Source organism: Proteus mirabilis ATCC 29906, from assembly GCF_000160755.1.
Lineage (GTDB): Bacteria > Pseudomonadota > Gammaproteobacteria > Enterobacterales > Enterobacteriaceae > Proteus > Proteus mirabilis.
This window is the reverse complement of sequence record NZ_GG668578.1, coordinates 615,602-634,916: the sequence shown is the minus strand read 5'-3', so window position 1 is coordinate 634,916 and position 19,315 is coordinate 615,602. Positions and strand designations below refer to the sequence as shown.

Below are 19,315 nucleotides of genomic sequence, written 5' to 3'. Positions count from 1 at the left end.
CATAGTCAGCTTATACTCGCTTTTAACGACATCAAGATTATTTTTTAAAATGTCATTATGTTATTTAAATATCATGATATTTAAATAATTATATATATTTTCCTTAATGACCTAATTTTTATTAAGTTACATTTGATTTATTTAATTATTATATATTAAAAAATCAGAACGATTATTTTAAGTTTCTATAAAAATAGAGTTTATATTTATTCTTATAATCTGAGCGTTGTTTCTTAAACTATAAATATAATCCATTAATTCCTACATAGGGGGAGATAATGAAACATACATTGTTAAAAACGACTGCAATTGCTATGGCATTAAGTGTGGGAGTTGTGCAAGCGACTGAATATAAAGCGAGTACCGCAGAACATCCAATCAAAATAGTTAATTTAGATGCTCTTGAAAATCAAGTAAAAGAAAATATGGATAAAGGCGCTTTCGGTTATATTCGTGGTGGTGCTGAAGACGAAAATAACTTGCGTTCTAATACAAATGCATTTAATAAAAAATATATTATGCCTCGTGCATTACAAGGGATTGAATTTTCCGATCTGAATTTAAAAACAGAATTTTTAGGGATTAAATTAGATACGCCTATTATTCAGGCACCGATGGCAGCCCAAGGGCTTGCTCATCAACAAGGCGAAGTTGCCACAGCAAAAGGTATGGCGAAAGCGGGCTCTATTTTCTCATTAAGTACTTATGGTAATAAAACCATTAAAGAAGTCGCGCAAGCACAACCGGGTTATCCGTTCTTTTTTCAGCTATATATGAGTAAAAACGACGCGTTTAATCAGTATATTTTATCGCAAGCAAAACAGTATGGCGCGAAAGGTATTATTTTAACGGTTGATTCTCCTGTGGGGGGATATCGTGAAGATGATATTAAAAATAGTTTTCAATTCCCATTAGGTTTTGCCAATTTGGAAGCATTCGCCAAAATCAGTGATGATAAATCAAAAACAGGTAAAGGTTCGGGTATTAGTGAGATCTATGCTCAAGCTAAACAAGCATTTACTCCTGCGGATATTCAATATGTGAAAAAGATGTCAGGTTTACCAGTCATTGTGAAAGGTATTGAATCACCTGAAGATGCCGATACTGCAATTAAAGCGGGTGCTGATGCGATTTGGGTGTCTAATCATGGTGGTCGTCAGTTAGATAGTGCACCTGCAACCATTGATGTATTGCCAGCCATTGCCAAAGTCGTGAACAAACGTGTTCCTATCGTTTTCGATAGTGGTGTTCGTCGTGGCTCACATGTCTTTAAAGCGCTAGCGAGTGGTGCAGATGTTGTTGCTGTAGGGCGTCCAATTCTTTATGGATTAAATTTAGGCGGTGCTGAAGGTGTAAATTCAGTTATCGAGCAATTAAATAAAGAGTTAAGAATTAATATGATGTTAGGTGGTGCAAGAAACGTCAAAGAAATTCAAGCAACACACCTGTATACAGATGCTGACTTTAAATAAGCCATTATTTTAATCTCAGCGAGTAAAAACCCCATGCTTAATCTTAAGCATGGGGTTTTTATTGATTAGACACGACTTAATGTGCTTCGCTAGCTATGTCACCAAAACAGAGATTATTTTGATTATTAATCCCCCCATCAGGTGATGAGTAACCTAGACAGCCTAATATCGAGTCAAAAATATTATGATGATAGAAAGTCCGGTTATTATCTTGATTTCGTTTGAGATTATCAAATAACTGTTTATTTTCAGGCTCAGCTAAATAGCTATCTGACATCCACACTAAGAAAGGCACTTTAAATTGTTCTGGTGGTGCAATTTCTTTTGGTGTGCCGTGTAAGCCACCTTTTTCTGAAATTGACTCGCCGTGATCTGAGGTATAAAACACAATGGCTTTTTTATCACGCAGGGTATTAAGTACACCATCAATAAAGTAATCAGTATAAAGAATAGAGTTATCATAAGCATTGATTAGCTGCTCTTTGGTGCACTCATCGTCAACGTTTAAGCATTCAGGTTGGTATTTTTTAAATGCGTTCGGGTAACGTTGTGAGTACATAAAGTGTGAACCTTTAGTGTGTAAAATCACTAAGTGGTTACCTTTAGAATAGTGAGCAACGGAATCTGCGACTTCGTTAATAAGCAACGTATCATCTAATTCTTTGCCAAAATTACTATTTTTGGCGGTCATCATCTCTTTCATGGCATAGTTATCTAAATCAAGCTTATTGTAAAACCAAAGCTCACTTTGCATTGAAAAGAGTTCTGATGTCATTCCTAGCTGATGTAATACTGAGAAAATATTGTTCTCTTTTAACGTTCGCTGATCGTTATTTTCTGTACCATTTTCACGCACAAACATACATTTTAGCGAAAGTTTTGTTGCTGTATCGCAAGAGATACCTTTCAGAGCAATCAGATTTTTTTCTTGGCTTAATAAGGGATTGGTTTGTCTTTCATAACCGAATAGCCCCATATGATCCCACCTTGCTGTCTCGCCAATAATAAAGACCACATAGACATCTTCATTGGCTTTTGACGGTATATAGGTAAAGTTATCCGCGGGATCAAAGATATTCTGGCTATTAAAGTGGTCGTCGTACTGTGTTATCGCATATTGAAATAAAGGAATAATCCAGTTGGTCGGTAAATAGGCGTAACTTAAACCACCACTGTAGCTTGGCAAATCTAAGTTATTCTTGATTTCATAGGCTTTTTGTTTCGAATCTAAGGTTTTTAGATAGGCAAATACCGCAAGAGCAATTACGAGCATTTTGACCGTATTTTTGATCCAGATTTTTTTCTTTTGCTGTTTAGTTATATTTTTTTCTGGTTTCTTACATAACCAAGTTAGCGCTAGGGGTAAAATAGATAACCCTATAATCCAAATAATCACATTAGGGCTAATCAGCTCTTTTGATAAATCGATATCTGTGGTGAGCGTAGAAATAATAATGCCATAGCCAATAACTACATCAAAGAAAGAGATATAGTAACTAGCACAAACACTAATGAGCAGAATAAAAGAAGCGACTATTTTAAAAAATAGTGTGCCACAAAAAGAAATAAGTCGTAATAAGAAGAAAGTAAAGGCAATGTTTACTGCAACTTCACCCAGTATATATAAACTTTCAATGAGGGAGTTGTGAGAATTCTGTGTGCCATAACGGCCAATGTAAACGGAAAGATTAAGAAATAAACCAATATAGACAGCTAAAAAAAGAGAAACTTTTTCTTTTGAAAATCGTAAAAACTTTAATTTTTGCATGTTGAGCTATTATCAAATTTTTGGGGTGTAGAGGTCTTTAAGACCGCATTGTTGTTTTCAGGTTCAGTATTATGGGCTTTTTTTTTATTGTTTTTCACCTTTTTTCTTACGAATAAATTGTTATTCAAAATATTAATTCTTAAAAATTTACCTAAATAAGAATATAGCAAGTCAAATTATCATATTGTCATCAAATAATGATGTGTTTAGTTGTTAAATAAAAATAACTAATTGTATTTATTGAAAAATAATAATTTTATTGATGAGAAGAATACATAGAGAAAATCGTGTTAATTAGACCGATTAATCTTTGCTATTACTGCTTGCTCATCGTCGACAGAAAAATCGTCATTAGTGTCGATAATTGTTTCCTTTTTGTCTCTTACTCATCTTATTACTGATAATTGTCTGTTATTTTTCTTTGTTTTTCATCTAATTATAAAATATTTAAAATAATGGCTTATTTGGCACAGTCTCTGCATAGATAAAGGAGAGAATCGGGTATTAACCTGAAAGTTGATGAACACAGGAGCAATGTTGATGAAAAAAGTCATCACGGTCTGTCCGTATTGCGCCTCAGGATGCAAAATCTACCTGAAGGTGGAAAACGGTAAAATCATTGGCGCTGAAGGAGCCAATGGTTTAACAAACCAAGGTGAGCTGTGTCTGAAAGGGTATTATGGATGGGATTTTATCCATGATACTAAGATACTGACTCCACGCCTTAAAACACCTATGATCCGCCGTGAAAGAGGTGGAAAATTAGAAGCGGTTTCTTGGGATGAAGCTATTGAGTTTGCGAGTAGCAAACTACTTGCTATCAAAGAGAAATATGGCGCTAAAGCTATTATGACAACCGGTTCATCACGAGGACCTGGTAATGAAGCTAACTTCGTTATGCAGAAATTTGCTCGTGCGGTTATCGGAAATAATAATATAGACTGCTGTGCTCGTGTCTGACACGGCCCTTCGGTTGCAGGTCTGCAGCGTTCGGTCGGTAATGGTGCTATGAGCAACTCAATCGTTGAGATTGAGGATACCAAATGTCTATTTGTCTTCGGTTATAATGCCGCAGACTCGCATCCTATTGTCGCTCGCCGTATTGTGAAGGCGAAAGAAAAGGGTGCCAAAATTATTGTATGTGATCCACGCTATATCGAAACAGCTCGCTTGGCTGATTTACACTTAGCATTGAAAAATGGTTCTAATATTGCACTGCTAAATGCTATTGCCAATGTGATCATAGAGGAAAAATTATACGATAAATCCTTTATTGAAAATCATACCGAGCAATTTGATGAGTATTGCCAATTAGTCGCAAGTTACACCCCTGAGTCGGTAGAAAAAACAACGGGGTTAAGTGCACAAATTATCCGTGAAGCCGCGCGTATGTATGCCAAAGCGGAAACGGCGACAATCTTGTGGGGAATGGGGGTAACACAGTTCTATCAAGGGGTTGAAACCGTTCGTTCACTCACTAGCTTAGCATTATTAACCGGTAATCTTGGTAAGAAATATGTTGGGGTAGGTCCTGTTCGTGGTCAAAATAACGTACAGGGTGCTTGCGATATGGGAGCACTACCTAATACGCTACCAGGCTATCAGTATGTTACTGATGCGAAAGCGCGTGAAAAATTTGCCAAAGCTTGGGGCATTGAATCGATGCCTGAAGAAGTGGGCTATGCGCTTAGTGAAGTACCTCATAATATCGACCATGGTTTAATTAAAGCACACTATGTGATGGGGGAAGATCCACTACAAACTGAGCCAGATTTAGCCACTATTCGTAGAACCTTTGAAAAACTCGATTTACTGATAGTACAAGATATCTTTATGACCAAAACAGCATCGATTGCTGATGTTGTTTTCCCTGCCACATCATGGGGTGAACATGAAGGGGTGTACACATCAGCAGACCGTGGATTCCAGCGTTTCTATAAAGCGGTAGAGCCTGTTGGTGATGTTAAAACAGACTGGCAAATAATCAGCTTAATGGCAACAGCAATGGGTTATCCAATGCATTACAACAACACCAAAGAAATTTGGGATGAGTTGCGTGAGTTATGCCCGATTTATTATGGTGCAACTTACGAAAAAATGGCTGATTTGGCGTATATTCAATGGCCTTGCCCAACAGAAGATAGCCCAGGTACACAATATCTTTATGAAGGCGGTAAGTTCGATACTCCTAATGGTAAAGGTCAATTCTATACTTGTGAGTGGGCGCCACCTATTGATCAACTCTCTGATGAGTTCCCAATGGTATTGGCAACGGTTCGTGAAGTTGGACATTACTCTTGTCGTTCAATGACAGGTAACTGTAAAGCATTAGCTGCATTGGCTGATGAACCCGGTTATGTTCAATTAAACACTGAAGATGCCAAACAATTAGGAATTAAAGATCAAGAGTTGGTTTGGATACGCTCTCGACAAGGTAAGGTTATTACTCGTGCTGCGGTCAGTGATAGACCAAATAAAGGTGCGGTATATATGACTTACCAATGGTGGATTGGGGCTTGTAACGAACTAGTTGCAGAAAACTTAAGTCCAATAACCAAAACACCTGAGTATAAATATTGTGCGGTTTGTGTTGAGTCAATTAAAGATCAAGCTCAAGCTGAGCACTATGTAAAAACAGAATATAACAATATTAAACGTCGTTTAAGAGAAGCCGCTGAAGGCTAACTTTGCTGATTAATATTTATTTTCTGTCCGAAAACCGAGCATGACTGATCTAGATATCAGTAAGCTCGGTTTTTTATCGCTTTATGATTAGGCTACTTGCTTATTTAAATGTAACGTTAGTGGTAAATCGGGATGTAATTGGGTTGAATCAAACTGATGTGATGGATGAGTATCTACGGTTGGATAACGGGATAATAAAACAATAAAATCCTGATAAGCAAAGTGGTTATTGTCATGCGTAAAAATAGGTGTACCACTATGATTTAACTCATTATCCGCAATTAACAATATATCCAGATATTGGGCATTATTATGCTCATAGAGAACATTATTAGGATTAATATCTTGCCAAGGTGTACCTATTGCTTCTTGATGAGAATGAACACGTAATGCGCCGGAATTATTTTTTACATTATTTTTATTCATCATGACAATCATGGTGTGATCAACACCATCTTTATGCACCCCTTCAATAGAAAGCTCACTTAACGAATTAGGTTCAGCAATGAGTCTTAAATGAAATACCGTTGAAATTGATTTAGGGGATTGTTGATCGGTTAAGCGGCGTGGTGTAAATCGATTTCCTTCAATCAGGAGCATTTTCAATTTTAATAATGCTTGGTAAGCGGTATTGCTTTGCCAGCGATCGTCAATTGCTCGAAAGTGTCTTTGTGCACCGCTATCTTCACGAATAAAGCCATCTTCTTCAGTGAGGACAAAAGGTTGATACTCTAGTCGTGAAATGGTTTTAGCCTCATTATCGAAAAGGTAGCGTCCGGTGCGAGAGTGACGAAACGACAATGTAGGATCTTGCGCGAGATAATCACCATATTCTATGAGTGTATCTATATCTTTCTCTGTTGCACCTAATTGTTTTATTAAATCAATAACTATTTTTTGTGGAATAAAAACATATTTATTATTTTTATATTCTTCTTTTATTTTATTAATTTTATTTGTAAGCAGGTCATTCATAGATAATATGCTCCATGGATTATTTATATTATTAATAATAAGTTAGCGTTAATTAACTAGTGATAATAATTAAAAAAATATAACCACTAAAATTATAGATAGGGATAAAAAAGTTGCCAATGGACAGAAAAAAACGAGTGTAACAAATTAATTACACTCGTTTTACAATATCGGCTGTAGTGGTCGTAAAACTAAAGAATTTCAGGGATGGAAATACCTAAGCGTTGCATACGTGATAATAAGGTGGTTCTTTTTAATCCTAATTTTAATGCCGCACCTCTGGCACCAGCCACTACACCGTTAGTTTCTCTAAGGGCTTGTATTATCCGCTCACGCTCTTCATCATCACTTTCAGGTGCGCTAGTTTGCATCTTTTTTTCTATGGCTGATGGTTGCGAAAGCACTTGTTTTAAACGAGATGGTTTATTGATATTTAACTCTTTTAGTTGCAAATTTAGCGTAGAGCCTCGAGTTAAAATAACCGCGCGCTCAATAATATTTTCAAGCTCTCGTACATTTCCCGGCCAAGGATAATGGGTTAATTGCTCCAAAGCATGTGTTGGAATACAGTCTATTTTTCTATCCATGCGGCGGGCAATTTTTTGCGTAAAATATTTTGCCAATAAGGGGATATCTTCAGGTCGCTCCCGTAATGGCGGGATAATAATAGGAAAAACATTCAGACGATAATAGAGATCTTCTCGAAATTCCCCTTCATCCGTCAGTTCACATAAATCTTTATTGGTCGCTGCAATTAAGCGTACATCCACAGGAATAACTTTATTACCACCTAATCTTTCAATTTCACGCTCTTGGAGAACCCGTAATAGTTTTGGCTGTAATTCAATGGGCATATCGCCAATTTCATCGAGAAAAAGCGTACTTTTATCTGCCATTTCAAATCGACCCACATGGGCATGTGTTGCACCCGTAAAAGCGCCTTTATCATGTCCAAAAAGATCACTTTCTAACAGACCGGAAGGTACTGCTGCACAATTCATTTTTATCATCGTCTTATTTTTACGATGACTTAAACGATGGATCGCTCGTGCAATTAACTCTTTACCAGTACCTGTTTCGCCTAAGATAAGTACAGTACTGTCACTTTGAGCGACTAACTCAATTTGTTCTAGTACATTATGCATGGCATCGCTTTGATAAATAATCTCGCTAAAACTACCATTTCTATTTATTTGTTCATTAAGCCAAATATTTTCGTTCTTAAGGCTATCTTTAAGGTGAGTTATCTCTTCATAAGCGGCGGCATTTTCAATTGCAATCCCGATGCGCGCGGCAATTTGTTGCAATAATTGACAAGTTTCTTCAGTAAAAACACTACTTATTTCATGCGCTAGGATTAATAAACCTAGCGGTTTACGGTTAAAAGCCAGTGGCAATAACAAAGCCGTCTGCATATTTTGTTTTACGAGACGTTTAATCAAAACATCGTCTTGATCTTCTTTATTGATATCGATTAAAACGGGTTTGTTTTGATGAATAATTTCTTCGGCTTTGTTATTGGCGCTACTGAACTTACGTTGTTGACGAATGACAGATTTTCCTGTCTGATAACGACTAGAATAAAGAATACCTTCATGACTATTTTGTGATGAAGTACGACATAACATCAGACTAATATGATTAAGTCCGAAAAAACGATGTATTTCTTTAGATACTTCAGAAATGAGGCCATCCATGTCTAGATGCGCTAATACAGAATTTGTAATATCGACAAGTATACGATATTGATTCCGCTCACTGCGAAGGCTCTCCATAGTTTCAGCATTGTTACTGCTTAATTTCATGACACCACCGATTGCCCTAAAAAATTAACTATATTGTAATCGCTTTATTATAAATTTATATCAATGACTGAGTCATTTTTGATCCAAACCGCTATTTTCTTATTTAACGGGAAAGTAAAAAATATAAATTTAACAAATCGATATATATTTATTTATATATTGATTGATTAGATCGTCAAAAATGTCGAATAAATTGACGAAATATAATTTTCCTAATTAATAATCATTTTTATTTGCAAATTATTTAATTGAAAAATAAGGATTAGTTAATTTAAAAATAGATTGGCATGAACCATGCTATATCTAATATATAGATACCTAATTGTTATTCTAAATTAGATAATTAATTGCGTTTATCGCCAATATAACGGCTATATATAACAAACAGCAGGAGAATATGATGAACCGTTTCATCATTGCAGACCCTAAAAAGTGTATTGGTTGCCATACCTGTGAAGTAGCATGTGTTGTTTCACATCAGCAAGCTTCCCAAGATAATTTAGCAATCGACCAAATTAGTGAGCAAAATTTCCAACCACGCATTCATGTGGTGAAAGGCTTTTCAATTAGTACCGCAGTTGTCTGCCATCAATGTGAAGATGCTCCTTGTGCCAATGTCTGTCCTAATGGTGCCATTATTCATAATAAAGATTATTACTATGTCGATCAGGATAAATGCATTGGTTGTAAAACCTGTGTCTTGGCTTGTCCTTATGGCACTATGGAAGTGGTTTCTCGTCCAGTTATGCGTAAATTAACCGCTCTCAATACGATTGAAGCATTTAAAGCTGAAGCCAATAAATGTGATTTATGTCATCATCGTGCTGAAGGTCCTGCTTGTGTTGAGGTCTGCCCAACGCAGGCATTAGTCTGTATTGATAGAGATGCACTTGAAGATATGGTTAAAGAGCGTCGTCGTAAAGCGGCTTTTGAAGCAGGCGCTGATTTATTGTTCTAAGATCAAGAATAAAGCAACTATGTCCTGATACTATAGTTGCTATTATTTATCCTGCTTCAAGTAAGGTATAGACATGCATGAAATCACGCTTTGCCAGAGCGCATTTGAGATAATTGACTCACAAGCTAAATTAAATAATGCGCAAAAAGTAAAAAGCGTTTGGATGGAGATCAGCGCACTATCTTGTGTTGAAGTCTCTGCACTTGAGTTTTGCTTTGATATTGTTTGTCGAGATACTATCGCACAAGGTTGCCAGCTACATATTGAAGTTATCCCAGCTAAAGCATGGTGTTGGGATTGCCATCAAGTGGTGACTGTTTCGACTTTTAATGCAGGTTGTCCTGCTTGTGGTAGTCAAAATTTGCGGGTTGAGAATGACGATGCAATGCGCATAAAACAAATAGAGATCGAATAGGGGTTGTTATGTGCCTTGGTATTCCAGGTCAAGTTGTTGAAGTGGGAAAAACCATCACTGAAAATGCATTGGTCGATGTTTGTGGTGTTAAGCGTGAAGTGAATATCGCATTAGTTTGTGAAGGCGAGCCTGATACGATGATTGGTAAGTGGGTATTAGTGCATGTGGGTTTTGCCATGAGTATCGTTAACGAACAAGAAGCACAAGAAACCCTTAACGCATTGATGGCGATGGGGGAAGTCGAAGACGATGTGAGTGCTTTTCTCTATGGTGAGGAAAGTACAGCTAAACGTGCTTGAGCAAATTTAATACTATTTGCATGGTTGCTGACTTTTTCTTATACTCTATTTTCACTTTTCAAAGGCTGGGACGACCCAGCTTTTTAATCTGTATATTCAGGGGACGACCCCAATTATCAATAGGGGTAGTTTATGTCTTGGATAATTCTCTTTGTCGCTGGCCTATTAGAAATTGTGTGGGCGGTTGGTCTTAAATACACTCATGGTTTTACCCGTTTAACACCAAGTATTATTACGATCAGTGCGATGATCGTGAGTATGGGGATGTTATCGTATGCGATGAAAGGCTTACCTGCGGGTACGGCTTACGCCATTTGGACCGGTATTGGTGCCGTTGGTACGGCTATCTTTGGTATTATCGTTTTTGGTGAATCCGCCAATATTTATCGTTTATTGAGTTTAGCGATGATTGTTTTCGGTATTATTGGTTTGAAATTGGCGAGCTAATTGTCAGTAATATTCACACAGTTTAGCGATAAAAAAAGCCACTCAATGAGTGGCTTTAATTTTATTTATCAAGCGATTATAGTGTAAAAACACCAATAATTGCAATAACACTAATAATTGCTGCAGCACCATAAAATACCCAATTACTAGCAGGTACATGCACTTTAAAATCGTGCAATGTATGGTGAATACGGTGTAATGCACACCAAACAGGCAGAATAATCATTAGCAGTAAGAAAATACGACCAATAAAACCTTGGCTAAATGCCATGATACGATCGTAAGTAAATGCTTCTGGCGCAATACCCATCGGGATTAGAATACCGAGCAGGATAATAATTGCTGGAGAGACAATCGCACTCCACATACCACCTGCACCAAATAATCCCCAGAAAATAGGTTCATCAGAGCGCTTAGGAAGTTGATTCTGATTCATTATTTCCTCCTGGGTTAAACAATTAGCGCCACTGCCAGAATAACGACAGTCACGACGATGGTTAGACCCCATAAACCACGAACGATAGGCTCTTGTGGTAATTTTTCATCTTTAACGACGATATTAACGGCTTTCGGTGCAAGCTTAAACCAAGTGGCCGTATGGAATACCGTTGCGATAAGGGTCACAATATTAATCAGCATCACTATTGGGTTACTTAGGAATCCAACGAATCCCGCCCAACTTTCTGGTCCATTTTTCAGTGCAAATACACCGAACAGTACAACCAGACTGAACCAAAGTTGTGGTAGACAAGTTCCTTCACGGGTGATGTAGAAACGATAGAAACCGAGTTTCGTCCACCAGTTTGGCTGCATACCACGAACATAAGGCTTACGTTTTGTTGTCATGTCTTGTTTCCTCCTTAACGTGGTTTCAGCATGGCAATGACAAAGTCTTGCGCACTGGCTGCTTTACCCTGCTGAATAGCCGCAGCAGGATCCACATGTTTTGGACAGACTTCAGAGCAGTAGCCCACGAAAGTACAAGACCAGACGCCATTCTCACTATTTAATTGAGGCATACGCTCTTTAGCCCCATGGTCACGGCTATCGGTATTGTAACGTTGTGCTAACGTAATCGCTGCAGGACCAATAAACTCAGGATTTAAACCAAACTGAGGACATGCTGCATAGCATAAACCACAGTTGATACAACCAGAGAATTGGTGGTATTTCGCCATTTGAGCAGGAGTCTGTTTATTTGGACCTTCTGAAGGCTTACGATCATTTCCTAAAATGTAAGGTTTAATCGCTTCTAAGCTTTCAATAAAGTGAGTCATATCGACGACAAGGTCGCGCTCGACAGGGAAGTTACCTAACGCTTCGATTCTCACCCCATTTGGGTAGTCACGCATAAAGGTTTTACAAGCCAGTTTTGGGACTCGGTTAACCATCATGCCACAAGAGCCACAAATCGCCATACGGCAAGACCAACGGTAAGACAGATCTGGCGCTAAGTTATCTTTAATATAACCCAATGCATCCAATAATGAGGTTTGCTCATCGTAAGGCACATCATAAGTGACGAAATGAGGCGCATCATCCGTTTCGGGGTTATAGCGCATGACTTCCATCTTAACGTGCTTCATGTCATCAGCCATTCGCTTTCTCCTTATTCTGCTTGTCTTGTGCAGTCGCTTCACCACCATAGACACGTTTAGCAGGAGCAGATTTGGTGATCTTCACATCGCTATATTCTAAATGCGGTGCACCTTCTGGGTTATAGAATGCCAGAGTGTGTTTAAGGAAGTTCACGTCATCACGCTCAGTACAACCTTCGTCAAGACGTTGGTGTGCACCACGAGACTCTTTACGATTGAATGCAGAATGCGCCATACATTCAGCGACATCTAAACCAAAGCCAAGCTCAATTTTATACAGTAAATCAGTATTAAAGACGCTACTGGTATCTTTAATTTCTACGTGTTTAAAACGTTCTTTTAGTTCAGTCAGTTTATCAATGGTTTTTTGCATTAATTCAGGTGTACGATAGATACCGCAACCTTCTTCCATGGCTTCACCCATTTCATCGCGGATCTGAGCCCAATTTTCAGAACCTTTTTGGTTCATCAGTTTTTTCAGATTGTCTTCGATGTCACGAGTTTGTGCATCTAATGCTGATGCGTTAGCAGGGGTTGCTTCTTGGGCACGACGAACAGCTTCTTCCCCAGCAAGACGACCAAATACTACAAGTTCAGCCAGTGAGTTAGAACCTAAACGGTTAGCGCCATGTAAGCCGACAGATGAACACTCACCCACCGCAAACAGACCTTTAATACGTGTTTCTGTGCGCTGATTAGTCTCGATACCACCCATGGTGTAGTGTGCAGTTGGACGAACTGGAATAGGTTCATTAACTGGATCGACACCCACATACGCTTTTGCTAGTTCACAAATGAATGGTAAACGTTCATGAAGTTTTTTCGCACCCAGATGACGTAAGTCAAGATGCACAACATCACCACGGTGAGTTTTAATGGTACGACCCGCGCGCCACTCATGCCAGAATGCTTGAGAAACTTTATCGCGAGGACCTAATTCCATATATTTATTTTCGGGTTTACCTAATGGTGTTTCTGGTCCTAGGCCATAATCTTGTAGATAACGGTAACCATCTTTATTGACCAGAATACCCCCTTCACCACGGCAACCTTCGGTCATCAGAATACCTGAGCCCGGTAAACCAGTTGGGTGATATTGCACAAATTCCATATCACGCAGTGGCACGCCATGACGTAAGGCTATTCCCATACCATCACCTGTAACGATACCGCCATTAGTATTAAAGCGATAAACGCGACCTGCGCCACCTGTTGCCATAATGACAGCATTAGCACGAATTTGAACTTTCGTCCCTTCCATCATATTAATAGCAACAACACCACGAGCGTGGCCTTCATCAACAAGGATATCGAGAACGAAATGTTCATCGAAACGTTGAATTTGTGGGTATTTTAAAGAGGTTTGGAACAGGGTGTGTAACATGTGGAAGCCGGTTTTATCGGCGGCGAACCAAGTCCGTTCGATTTTCATCCCACCAAAACGTCGGACGTTGACTGACCCGTCTTCTTTACGGCTCCAAGGACAGCCCCAGAGTTCTAGTTGAGTCATCTCTGTTGGACAATGCTCAACGAAGTAATCAACGACATCCTGCTCACACAACCAGTCACCGCCAGAAACGGTATCATTGAAGTGAAAGTCGTAGGAGTCGTGAGCCTGAGTCACTGCTGCTGATCCGCCTTCTGCTGCCACAGTGTGGCTACGCATAGGGTAAACTTTTGAGATCAGAGCAATTTTCAGTTGAGGATTTGCTTCCGCTGCAGCAATTGCTGCTCGTAAGCCTGCGCCCCCGGCTCCGATTATCGCTATATCGGCATTAAAGGTTTGCACTGCGCTTCTCCATTGTTCAAGTGAAAATTGGAATAATTGTCTAGAATTCAATTCACTGACATTATTAATTTAGTAATGCTATTTTTTTAAGCTATCCGTAACGAAAATGTTTCACTGCCTTGTGACTACGCTTGATAACATCGTTATTATCATTGACTGTAATTTTAGTATAACGAAATGTAAGGTACGGAAATTTGATATGAATGATGGTTTTCCCGTATTTCACAAAAAAAGTGTGATCTACACCAAGAATTCTCGGTTTTACTAATAATTAACCAGATAAACTTGAGCATAAAATAAAATATTTAATTCTAAAATAAAAATAAAGTTAGCAATGAATAATTCGTTTTTAAAGTATAGATAATTTGAATTACAAAGAACAATGGTTTTTTGTTATTGACTGATTTTTAAGGTAAAATAAATTATCTTTAAGCTGTTTTAATATAATTTAATAAAAATATAAACAAATAGTTAAAATAAACTTTTACTATTTATCTAAAACAAATCGATTTGTCTTATTAATTGTTAATAAAATATTAATAAAATCTCTTAAAGATTATAATAGCCATCAAACTTAACGGCGCTAAATATTAAATAGTGCTTAAAATTGATAAAAAATAGACTTATTTTATATAAGAAAAATATGAGTTTATTGTTGAACTCAATTGAGAAAGAGAATTATTCTAATTTTTATTTTTGATACACCGTTGCGCTATTAGTGACATAAAAAGTTGTTATCGTTATTGGCTTGGGATAGACGTGCTATTGCTAGTGACGAAAAAACGCAAAAAAGTAGATGATTTGTAGAATTGTATTGATTGCATTTATATGTTTGTCGATATTTAATCAATATAATTGGTGGGAATGAAAATATGGTACATCTTTTCTGGAAGAAATTTGTCTGTTGAAGAGGATGCGAGTAAACTGCACGCTTTGTTTTCTGTTGGAGTTTTTCGTTCATGAGTGAAATCGCGGATTGGCAGCCAAGCGCCTCAATCGCCAACTTACTGAAAAAGGCGAAAATTGTCAGTAATATTAGGCGTTTTTTCGCTGATCGTGGTGTTTTAGAAGTTGAAACACCGATGATGAGTCAGGCTACCGTTACCGATATTCATCTATGCCCATTTGAAACCCAATTTGTGGGGCCTGGTGCTTCTCAAGGGCTAAAGTTATATTTAATGACCAGTCCTGAATACCATATGAAGCGTCTATTAGCGGCGAACAGTGGGCCAATTTATCAAATGGGGCGTTGCTTCCGTAACGAGGAAGCCGGTAGATATCATAATCCGGAATTTACGATGCTTGAATGGTATCGACCTTGTTTTGATATGTACCGGTTGATGAATGAAGTCGATGATTTATTACAAGAAGTGCTTGATTGTGAAGCGTCTGAATCGCTCTCATATCAACAAGCCTTTTTGCGCTATCTCGATATCGACCCTTTATCTGCAGATAAAGAAAAGTTACGTGAGGTTGCGGCAAAGCTTGATTTATCAAATATTGCTGACACAGAAGAAAATAGAGATACGCTACTGCAATTACTTTTTGTGTCAGGTGTAGAGCCTCATATTGGTCTTGAAAAACCAACCTTTATCTATCATTTTCCTGCTTCACAAGCTTCCCTTGCTGAAATTAGCTCAGAAGATCATCGTGTTGCAGAGCGATTTGAGGTCTATTTTAAAGGTGTTGAGTTAGCAAATGGTTTTCGTGAATTAACGGATGCTAAAGAGCAACGTCTTCGTTTTGAACGTGATAATCGTCAACGTGTTGCCATGGGATTACCTGAACAACCTATTGATGAGCGTTTTTTAGCTGCGCTTGAAGCTGGATTACCTGAATGTTCAGGGGTTGCTTTAGGCGTTGATCGCCTGATTATGCTCGCACTCGGTGTTGAGCGCATTAGTGATGTGATTGCTTTCCCTGTTTATAGAGCATAATTTATTTGCTAATCAGATTAAAAAGAGAGTTTAGGCTCTCTTTTTTAATATGAATAATATGGAAAAATACGAAAAATTGGTAAACGAGCATTTAAACGAGCATAAAATTAGCCTAAAACACAATATACTGTGATAACAAACGAGTAAAGCGTATGGATAATCGGAGCGATTTTCACTATGAGACACGGTGAGAGTAGCAGAGCAACTCAAGGGAAATTATCCTGCCCTTTATTGATAAGAGCAGGATAACAGAAATAAAGGTTATTTAGCTTGTTTTTGTAAGAACTTAACCCCTAAATCAGGGAAATCAGTAAATACCCCTTCGGCACCCGCTTGGTTATAAATAATGTCATAAAGCTGATCGCCATCTTTGGCATATTTAGGTAGTTTATCCACTCGTACCGTAAATGGATGAATGGTTAACTTGTTGGCATGAGCATCGGCGGCCATACCGGTTAAGGTGATTTTATCTGGTGTCGAGTCTTCTTCTACTAACATATGATAATCAGGGCCAATGCCATCAGCATAAGTCGCAATTTCTTTCATGGCGCCAGGTTTAAACATCCAGTCATAACTGTAGTTTGTCCATGTGCCATCTGGTTGTTTTTCATATGTCTCATTCCAATCGGTGTAAGCGATTAACTGAACCAGTTTTAAATCCATCCCCATTTGTGGCATCAATTCTGTTTTAATGCGTTTTAGATCGTTAGGATCAAAGGATTGTAGATAAACATTATCGCTCTTTTGGGTATAGCCATACTGTTTTAAGACTTCGAGAACTTTTTTAGTAATGTCTTTCCCTTCTTGTTCATGAAACCAAGGTGCTTTGATCTCAGGATAAATACCAATATCTTGTCCTGTTGATTTGTTTAAGCCTTGGATAAACTCAATTTCTTCTTGGAAAGTGTGGATTCGAAAATCGGATTTTCCCATTGGGAAACGATTTGGATAACTTTGGACTTTTTTACCGTTAACAATATCGAAACCTTCGGTAAATTTTAGTCCTTTGATCTCATCAAGAGTAAAATCGATAGCATAGTAACGGCCATCTTTTCTTGCTCTGTCTGGATAGCGTTCAGCAACATCGGTGACACGATCGAGATAGTGATCATGCAAGACAACCAGTTGGTTATCTTTTGTCATCACCAGATCTTGTTCTAGATAATCGGCACCTTGTGCATAGGCGAGTGCTTTGGCAGGTAAGGTGTGTTCAGGTAAATAACCGCTGGCACCACGATGGGCAATCACTACTTTATCGCTTGCTGCTTGTGCGATTGTACTTAAAGATAGAGTTAAAAGAACGCCCGCCACTAACGGTTTCAGTTTGAAAGGTGTACTCATAAAGTTGCTCCATTTTCATTTTCGTACAATAAAGCTATGTACAGTTGGCAATAAAAAAGCCACATCAGAAAGTTGATGTGGCTTGATTTTTAGAGATGAGATTTAATCAATTTCATAAATAATCAGTTAATGATTATTCATACTTCTGTGACATTTCACGTTTGTGTTTGGTTTCATTTATCATCACGATAAGTAATAACACAACAGATAATACACTACCGCCGATCATGACCATAAAGCCACCGTCCCAACCGAAGTAGTCAACGGTATAACCTACGATAGCACTTGCCGCAACAGAACCCCCTAAGTAACCGAATAGACCGGTGAAGCCTGCTGCGGTACCCGCAGCTTTTTTCGGCGCTAATTCAAGGGCGTGCAGACCAATTAGCATAACAGGACCATAGATTAAGAAACCAATGATTAACATACATGCCATATCAATATTCGGGTTACCTGCTGGGTTCATCCAGAATACGATAGTGGCAATGGTTACTAAGGTCATAAAGAATACCCCAGTTGCACCACGGTTACCTTTGAACACTTTATCTGACATCCAACCACACAGCAGTGTGCCTGGAATACCTGCGTATTCATATAAGAAGTATGCCCATGAGGATTTATCCATGGCGAAATCTTTGACTTCGCGAAGATAAGTCGGAGACCAGTCCAATACGCCGTAACGAAGTAAGTAAACAAATACGTTAGCAATTGCAATCATCCACAGAAGTTTGTTAGGGAAAACATACTTCATAAAGATTTCTTTTGCTGTCAGTTCTTGTTCGTCTGTTTCTTTATAATCAGGTGGATAATCGTTTTTATATTCTTCGATAGGAGGTAGACCACAAGATTGTGGTGTATCGCGCATTAATGCAAACGCAATCATCGCTACTAAAATAGCCGCGAATGCTGGCATATATAATGCTGCTTTCCAGTCGTTAAACCATGCCATACCTAACAGGAACAGCAATGGCGGTAAACCACCACCGACGTTATGAGCACAGTTCCAAATAGAGACGATACCGCCACGCTCTTTTTGTGACCACCAGTGAACCATGGTACGTCCACAAGGAGGCCAACCCATACCTTGGAACCAACCACACAGGAACAACAGCACGAACATGATCATAATGCTCGAAGTTGCCCATGGCACAAAGCCCATAATTAACATCACAATGGATGCAAGAATAAGACCTGCGGGTAAGAAGTAACGCGGGTTAGCACGGTCAGAGAATGACCCCATGATAAACTTAGAGAAACCGTAAGCAATCGAGATCCCTGATAAAGCAAAACCCAGATCCCCTTTAGAGAATCCCTCTTCTACGAGGTAAGGCATTGCTAAAGCGAAGTTTTTCCTTACTAAATAATAAGCAGCGTAACCAAAGAAAATCCCCATAAAGATTTGCCAACGTAAACGGCGATAGACAGGATCTATCTGTTCCTTTGGCAGACGCGCTTTATGTGGCGCAGGTCTAAACAGACTTAACATATTAGCCTCCGATGGCTTTTATTTTAATATGTTGATATTAAACAATGACAAAACGAACAACAAAGTAATCAAAAAATTTTCTTTAACGAACGTAATAGTAAACTTGTTGAAGCAAATTTACTGTGAAGTAATACTCAGTTGTCGAATAATTTTTCAAGATGTGTAATTTTGAGTGATATGTTAACTTTATGAAACACTTTCTGGTAAATAATTTGTGATTAGTATCACATATGTCGTTTTAATTTTTCACTCATGAGCGTTTCTCTTTCGTTTTTGCTCATTATCAAACATTAACCACATTTTTTGTGTATCTTATACACTATAATTAACGTTAAAGAAT

16 protein-coding genes are annotated in these 19,315 nt (G+C 38.2%); 7 read left to right on the top strand and 9 right to left on the bottom strand.

Annotated elements, in window-relative coordinates:
- Window positions 1-278: 278 nt before the first annotated feature.
- Window positions 279-1,472 (top strand): lactate oxidase, encoded by a 1,194-nt coding sequence (locus tag HMPREF0693_RS10920; RefSeq protein ID WP_004245423.1) that lies wholly within the window; start codon window positions 279-281, stop codon window positions 1,470-1,472.
- A 76-nt stretch (window positions 1,473-1,548) separates the two neighbouring features.
- On the opposite strand, the gene eptB is transcribed toward HMPREF0693_RS10920, so the two are convergent.
- On the bottom strand, window positions 1,549-3,240 hold the full coding sequence (gene eptB / locus HMPREF0693_RS10915) for a kdo(2)-lipid A phosphoethanolamine 7''-transferase (RefSeq protein ID WP_004245422.1): 1,692 nt from the start codon (window positions 3,238-3,240) through the stop codon (window positions 1,549-1,551).
- A 540-nt stretch (window positions 3,241-3,780) separates the two neighbouring features.
- On the opposite strand from eptB, the gene fdhF reads away from it, so the two are divergent.
- Window positions 3,781-5,925 carry a formate dehydrogenase subunit alpha gene (gene fdhF, locus HMPREF0693_RS10905; protein ID WP_080544259.1) on the top strand — a complete coding sequence of 715 codons (2,145 nt, stop codon included), beginning with the start codon at window positions 3,781-3,783 and terminating at the stop codon, window positions 5,923-5,925.
- Between the two features lie 87 nt (window positions 5,926-6,012).
- Here fdhF and HMPREF0693_RS10900 read toward each other — a convergent pair whose 3' ends face one another.
- Window positions 6,013-6,900, bottom strand: coding sequence for a 2OG-Fe dioxygenase family protein (locus HMPREF0693_RS10900; protein WP_004245419.1), 888 nt, complete (start codon window positions 6,898-6,900; stop codon window positions 6,013-6,015).
- Window positions 6,901-7,091: 191 nt separating this feature from the next.
- A complete protein-coding gene (locus HMPREF0693_RS10895) occupies window positions 7,092-8,705 on the bottom strand; it encodes a sigma 54-interacting transcriptional regulator (protein ID WP_004245418.1) in 1,614 nt (537 codons plus the stop codon).
- 400 nt (window positions 8,706-9,105) lie between these two features.
- On the opposite strand from HMPREF0693_RS10895, the gene hydN reads away from it, so the two are divergent.
- The 4 genes from hydN (at window position 9,106) to sugE (ending at window position 10,824) form a co-directional block, all read left to right on the top strand.
- Window positions 9,106-9,663, top strand: a complete 558-nt coding sequence (gene hydN, locus HMPREF0693_RS10890) for an electron transport protein HydN (protein ID WP_036932401.1) — start codon at window positions 9,106-9,108, stop codon at window positions 9,661-9,663.
- A gap of 73 nt (window positions 9,664-9,736) precedes the next feature.
- Window positions 9,737-10,078 carry a hydrogenase maturation nickel metallochaperone HypA gene (hypA, locus tag HMPREF0693_RS10885; RefSeq protein WP_004245415.1) on the top strand — a complete coding sequence of 114 codons (342 nt, stop codon included), beginning with the start codon at window positions 9,737-9,739 and terminating at the stop codon, window positions 10,076-10,078.
- A gap of 8 nt (window positions 10,079-10,086) precedes the next feature.
- On the top strand, window positions 10,087-10,377 hold the full coding sequence (gene hybG, locus HMPREF0693_RS10880) for a hydrogenase maturation factor HybG (protein ID WP_004245414.1): 291 nt from the start codon (window positions 10,087-10,089) through the stop codon (window positions 10,375-10,377).
- A gap of 132 nt (window positions 10,378-10,509) precedes the next feature.
- Window positions 10,510-10,824 (top strand): quaternary ammonium compound efflux SMR transporter SugE, encoded by a 315-nt coding sequence (gene sugE, locus HMPREF0693_RS10875; protein ID WP_004245413.1) that lies wholly within the window; start codon window positions 10,510-10,512, stop codon window positions 10,822-10,824.
- Between the two features lie 76 nt (window positions 10,825-10,900).
- Here sugE and frdD read toward each other — a convergent pair whose 3' ends face one another.
- The 4 genes from frdD to frdA are packed head-to-tail and all read right to left on the bottom strand — an operon-like array spanning window position 10,901 to window position 14,211.
- Window positions 10,901-11,260, bottom strand: coding sequence for a fumarate reductase subunit FrdD (gene frdD / locus HMPREF0693_RS10870; RefSeq protein ID WP_004245412.1), 360 nt, complete (start codon window positions 11,258-11,260; stop codon window positions 10,901-10,903).
- Between the two features lie 14 nt (window positions 11,261-11,274).
- The gene (gene frdC, locus HMPREF0693_RS10865; RefSeq protein WP_004245411.1) at window positions 11,275-11,670 is read right to left on the bottom strand and encodes a fumarate reductase subunit FrdC; all 396 of its coding nucleotides are present in this window, start codon (window positions 11,668-11,670) and stop codon (window positions 11,275-11,277) included.
- Window positions 11,671-11,684: 14 nt separating this feature from the next.
- On the bottom strand, window positions 11,685-12,422 hold the full coding sequence (locus tag HMPREF0693_RS10860; protein WP_004245410.1) for a succinate dehydrogenase/fumarate reductase iron-sulfur subunit: 738 nt from the start codon (window positions 12,420-12,422) through the stop codon (window positions 11,685-11,687).
- Window positions 12,415-14,211, bottom strand: a complete 1,797-nt coding sequence (frdA, locus tag HMPREF0693_RS10855) for a fumarate reductase (quinol) flavoprotein subunit (RefSeq protein ID WP_004245409.1) — start codon at window positions 14,209-14,211, stop codon at window positions 12,415-12,417. Before frdA ends, HMPREF0693_RS10860 begins: the two co-directional genes overlap by 8 nt.
- A 959-nt stretch (window positions 14,212-15,170) precedes the next feature.
- Here frdA and epmA point away from each other — a divergent pair.
- Entirely contained in the window at window positions 15,171-16,148 is a 978-nt protein-coding gene (gene epmA, locus HMPREF0693_RS10850; RefSeq protein ID WP_004245408.1) for an elongation factor P--(R)-beta-lysine ligase, read from the top strand.
- 261 nt (window positions 16,149-16,409) lie between these two features.
- Here the strand turns inward: epmA and glpQ are convergent, their stop codons facing one another.
- Together glpQ and glpT are read right to left on the bottom strand one after the other, a co-directional pair.
- Entirely contained in the window at window positions 16,410-17,489 is a 1,080-nt protein-coding gene (gene glpQ / locus HMPREF0693_RS10845; protein ID WP_004245407.1) for a glycerophosphodiester phosphodiesterase, read from the bottom strand.
- A gap of 133 nt (window positions 17,490-17,622) precedes the next feature.
- Complete coding sequence (glpT, locus tag HMPREF0693_RS10840; RefSeq protein ID WP_004245406.1) at window positions 17,623-18,975, bottom strand: glycerol-3-phosphate transporter; 1,353 nt, start codon at window positions 18,973-18,975, stop codon at window positions 17,623-17,625.
- Window positions 18,976-19,315 lie beyond the last annotated feature (340 nt).

Coding starts and splice junctions, on each gene's coding strand:
- HMPREF0693_RS10920 (WP_004245423.1), top strand. CDS start 279: ATGAAACATACATTGTTAAAAACGACTGCAATTGCTATGGCATTAAGT.
- eptB (WP_004245422.1), bottom strand. CDS start 3,240: ATGCAAAAATTAAAGTTTTTACGATTTTCAAAAGAAAAAGTTTCTCTT.
- HMPREF0693_RS10900 (WP_004245419.1), bottom strand. CDS start 6,900: ATGAATGACCTGCTTACAAATAAAATTAATAAAATAAAAGAAGAATAT.
- HMPREF0693_RS10895 (WP_004245418.1), bottom strand. CDS start 8,705: ATGAAATTAAGCAGTAACAATGCTGAAACTATGGAGAGCCTTCGCAGT.
- hydN (WP_036932401.1), top strand. CDS start 9,106: ATGAACCGTTTCATCATTGCAGACCCTAAAAAGTGTATTGGTTGCCAT.
- hypA (WP_004245415.1), top strand. CDS start 9,737: ATGCATGAAATCACGCTTTGCCAGAGCGCATTTGAGATAATTGACTCA.
- hybG (WP_004245414.1), top strand. CDS start 10,087: ATGTGCCTTGGTATTCCAGGTCAAGTTGTTGAAGTGGGAAAAACCATC.
- sugE (WP_004245413.1), top strand. CDS start 10,510: ATGTCTTGGATAATTCTCTTTGTCGCTGGCCTATTAGAAATTGTGTGG.
- frdD (WP_004245412.1), bottom strand. CDS start 11,260: ATGAATCAGAATCAACTTCCTAAGCGCTCTGATGAACCTATTTTCTGG.
- frdC (WP_004245411.1), bottom strand. CDS start 11,670: ATGACAACAAAACGTAAGCCTTATGTTCGTGGTATGCAGCCAAACTGG.
- HMPREF0693_RS10860 (WP_004245410.1), bottom strand. CDS start 12,422: ATGGCTGATGACATGAAGCACGTTAAGATGGAAGTCATGCGCTATAAC.
- epmA (WP_004245408.1), top strand. CDS start 15,171: ATGAGTGAAATCGCGGATTGGCAGCCAAGCGCCTCAATCGCCAACTTA.
- glpQ (WP_004245407.1), bottom strand. CDS start 17,489: ATGAGTACACCTTTCAAACTGAAACCGTTAGTGGCGGGCGTTCTTTTA.
- glpT (WP_004245406.1), bottom strand. CDS start 18,975: ATGTTAAGTCTGTTTAGACCTGCGCCACATAAAGCGCGTCTGCCAAAG.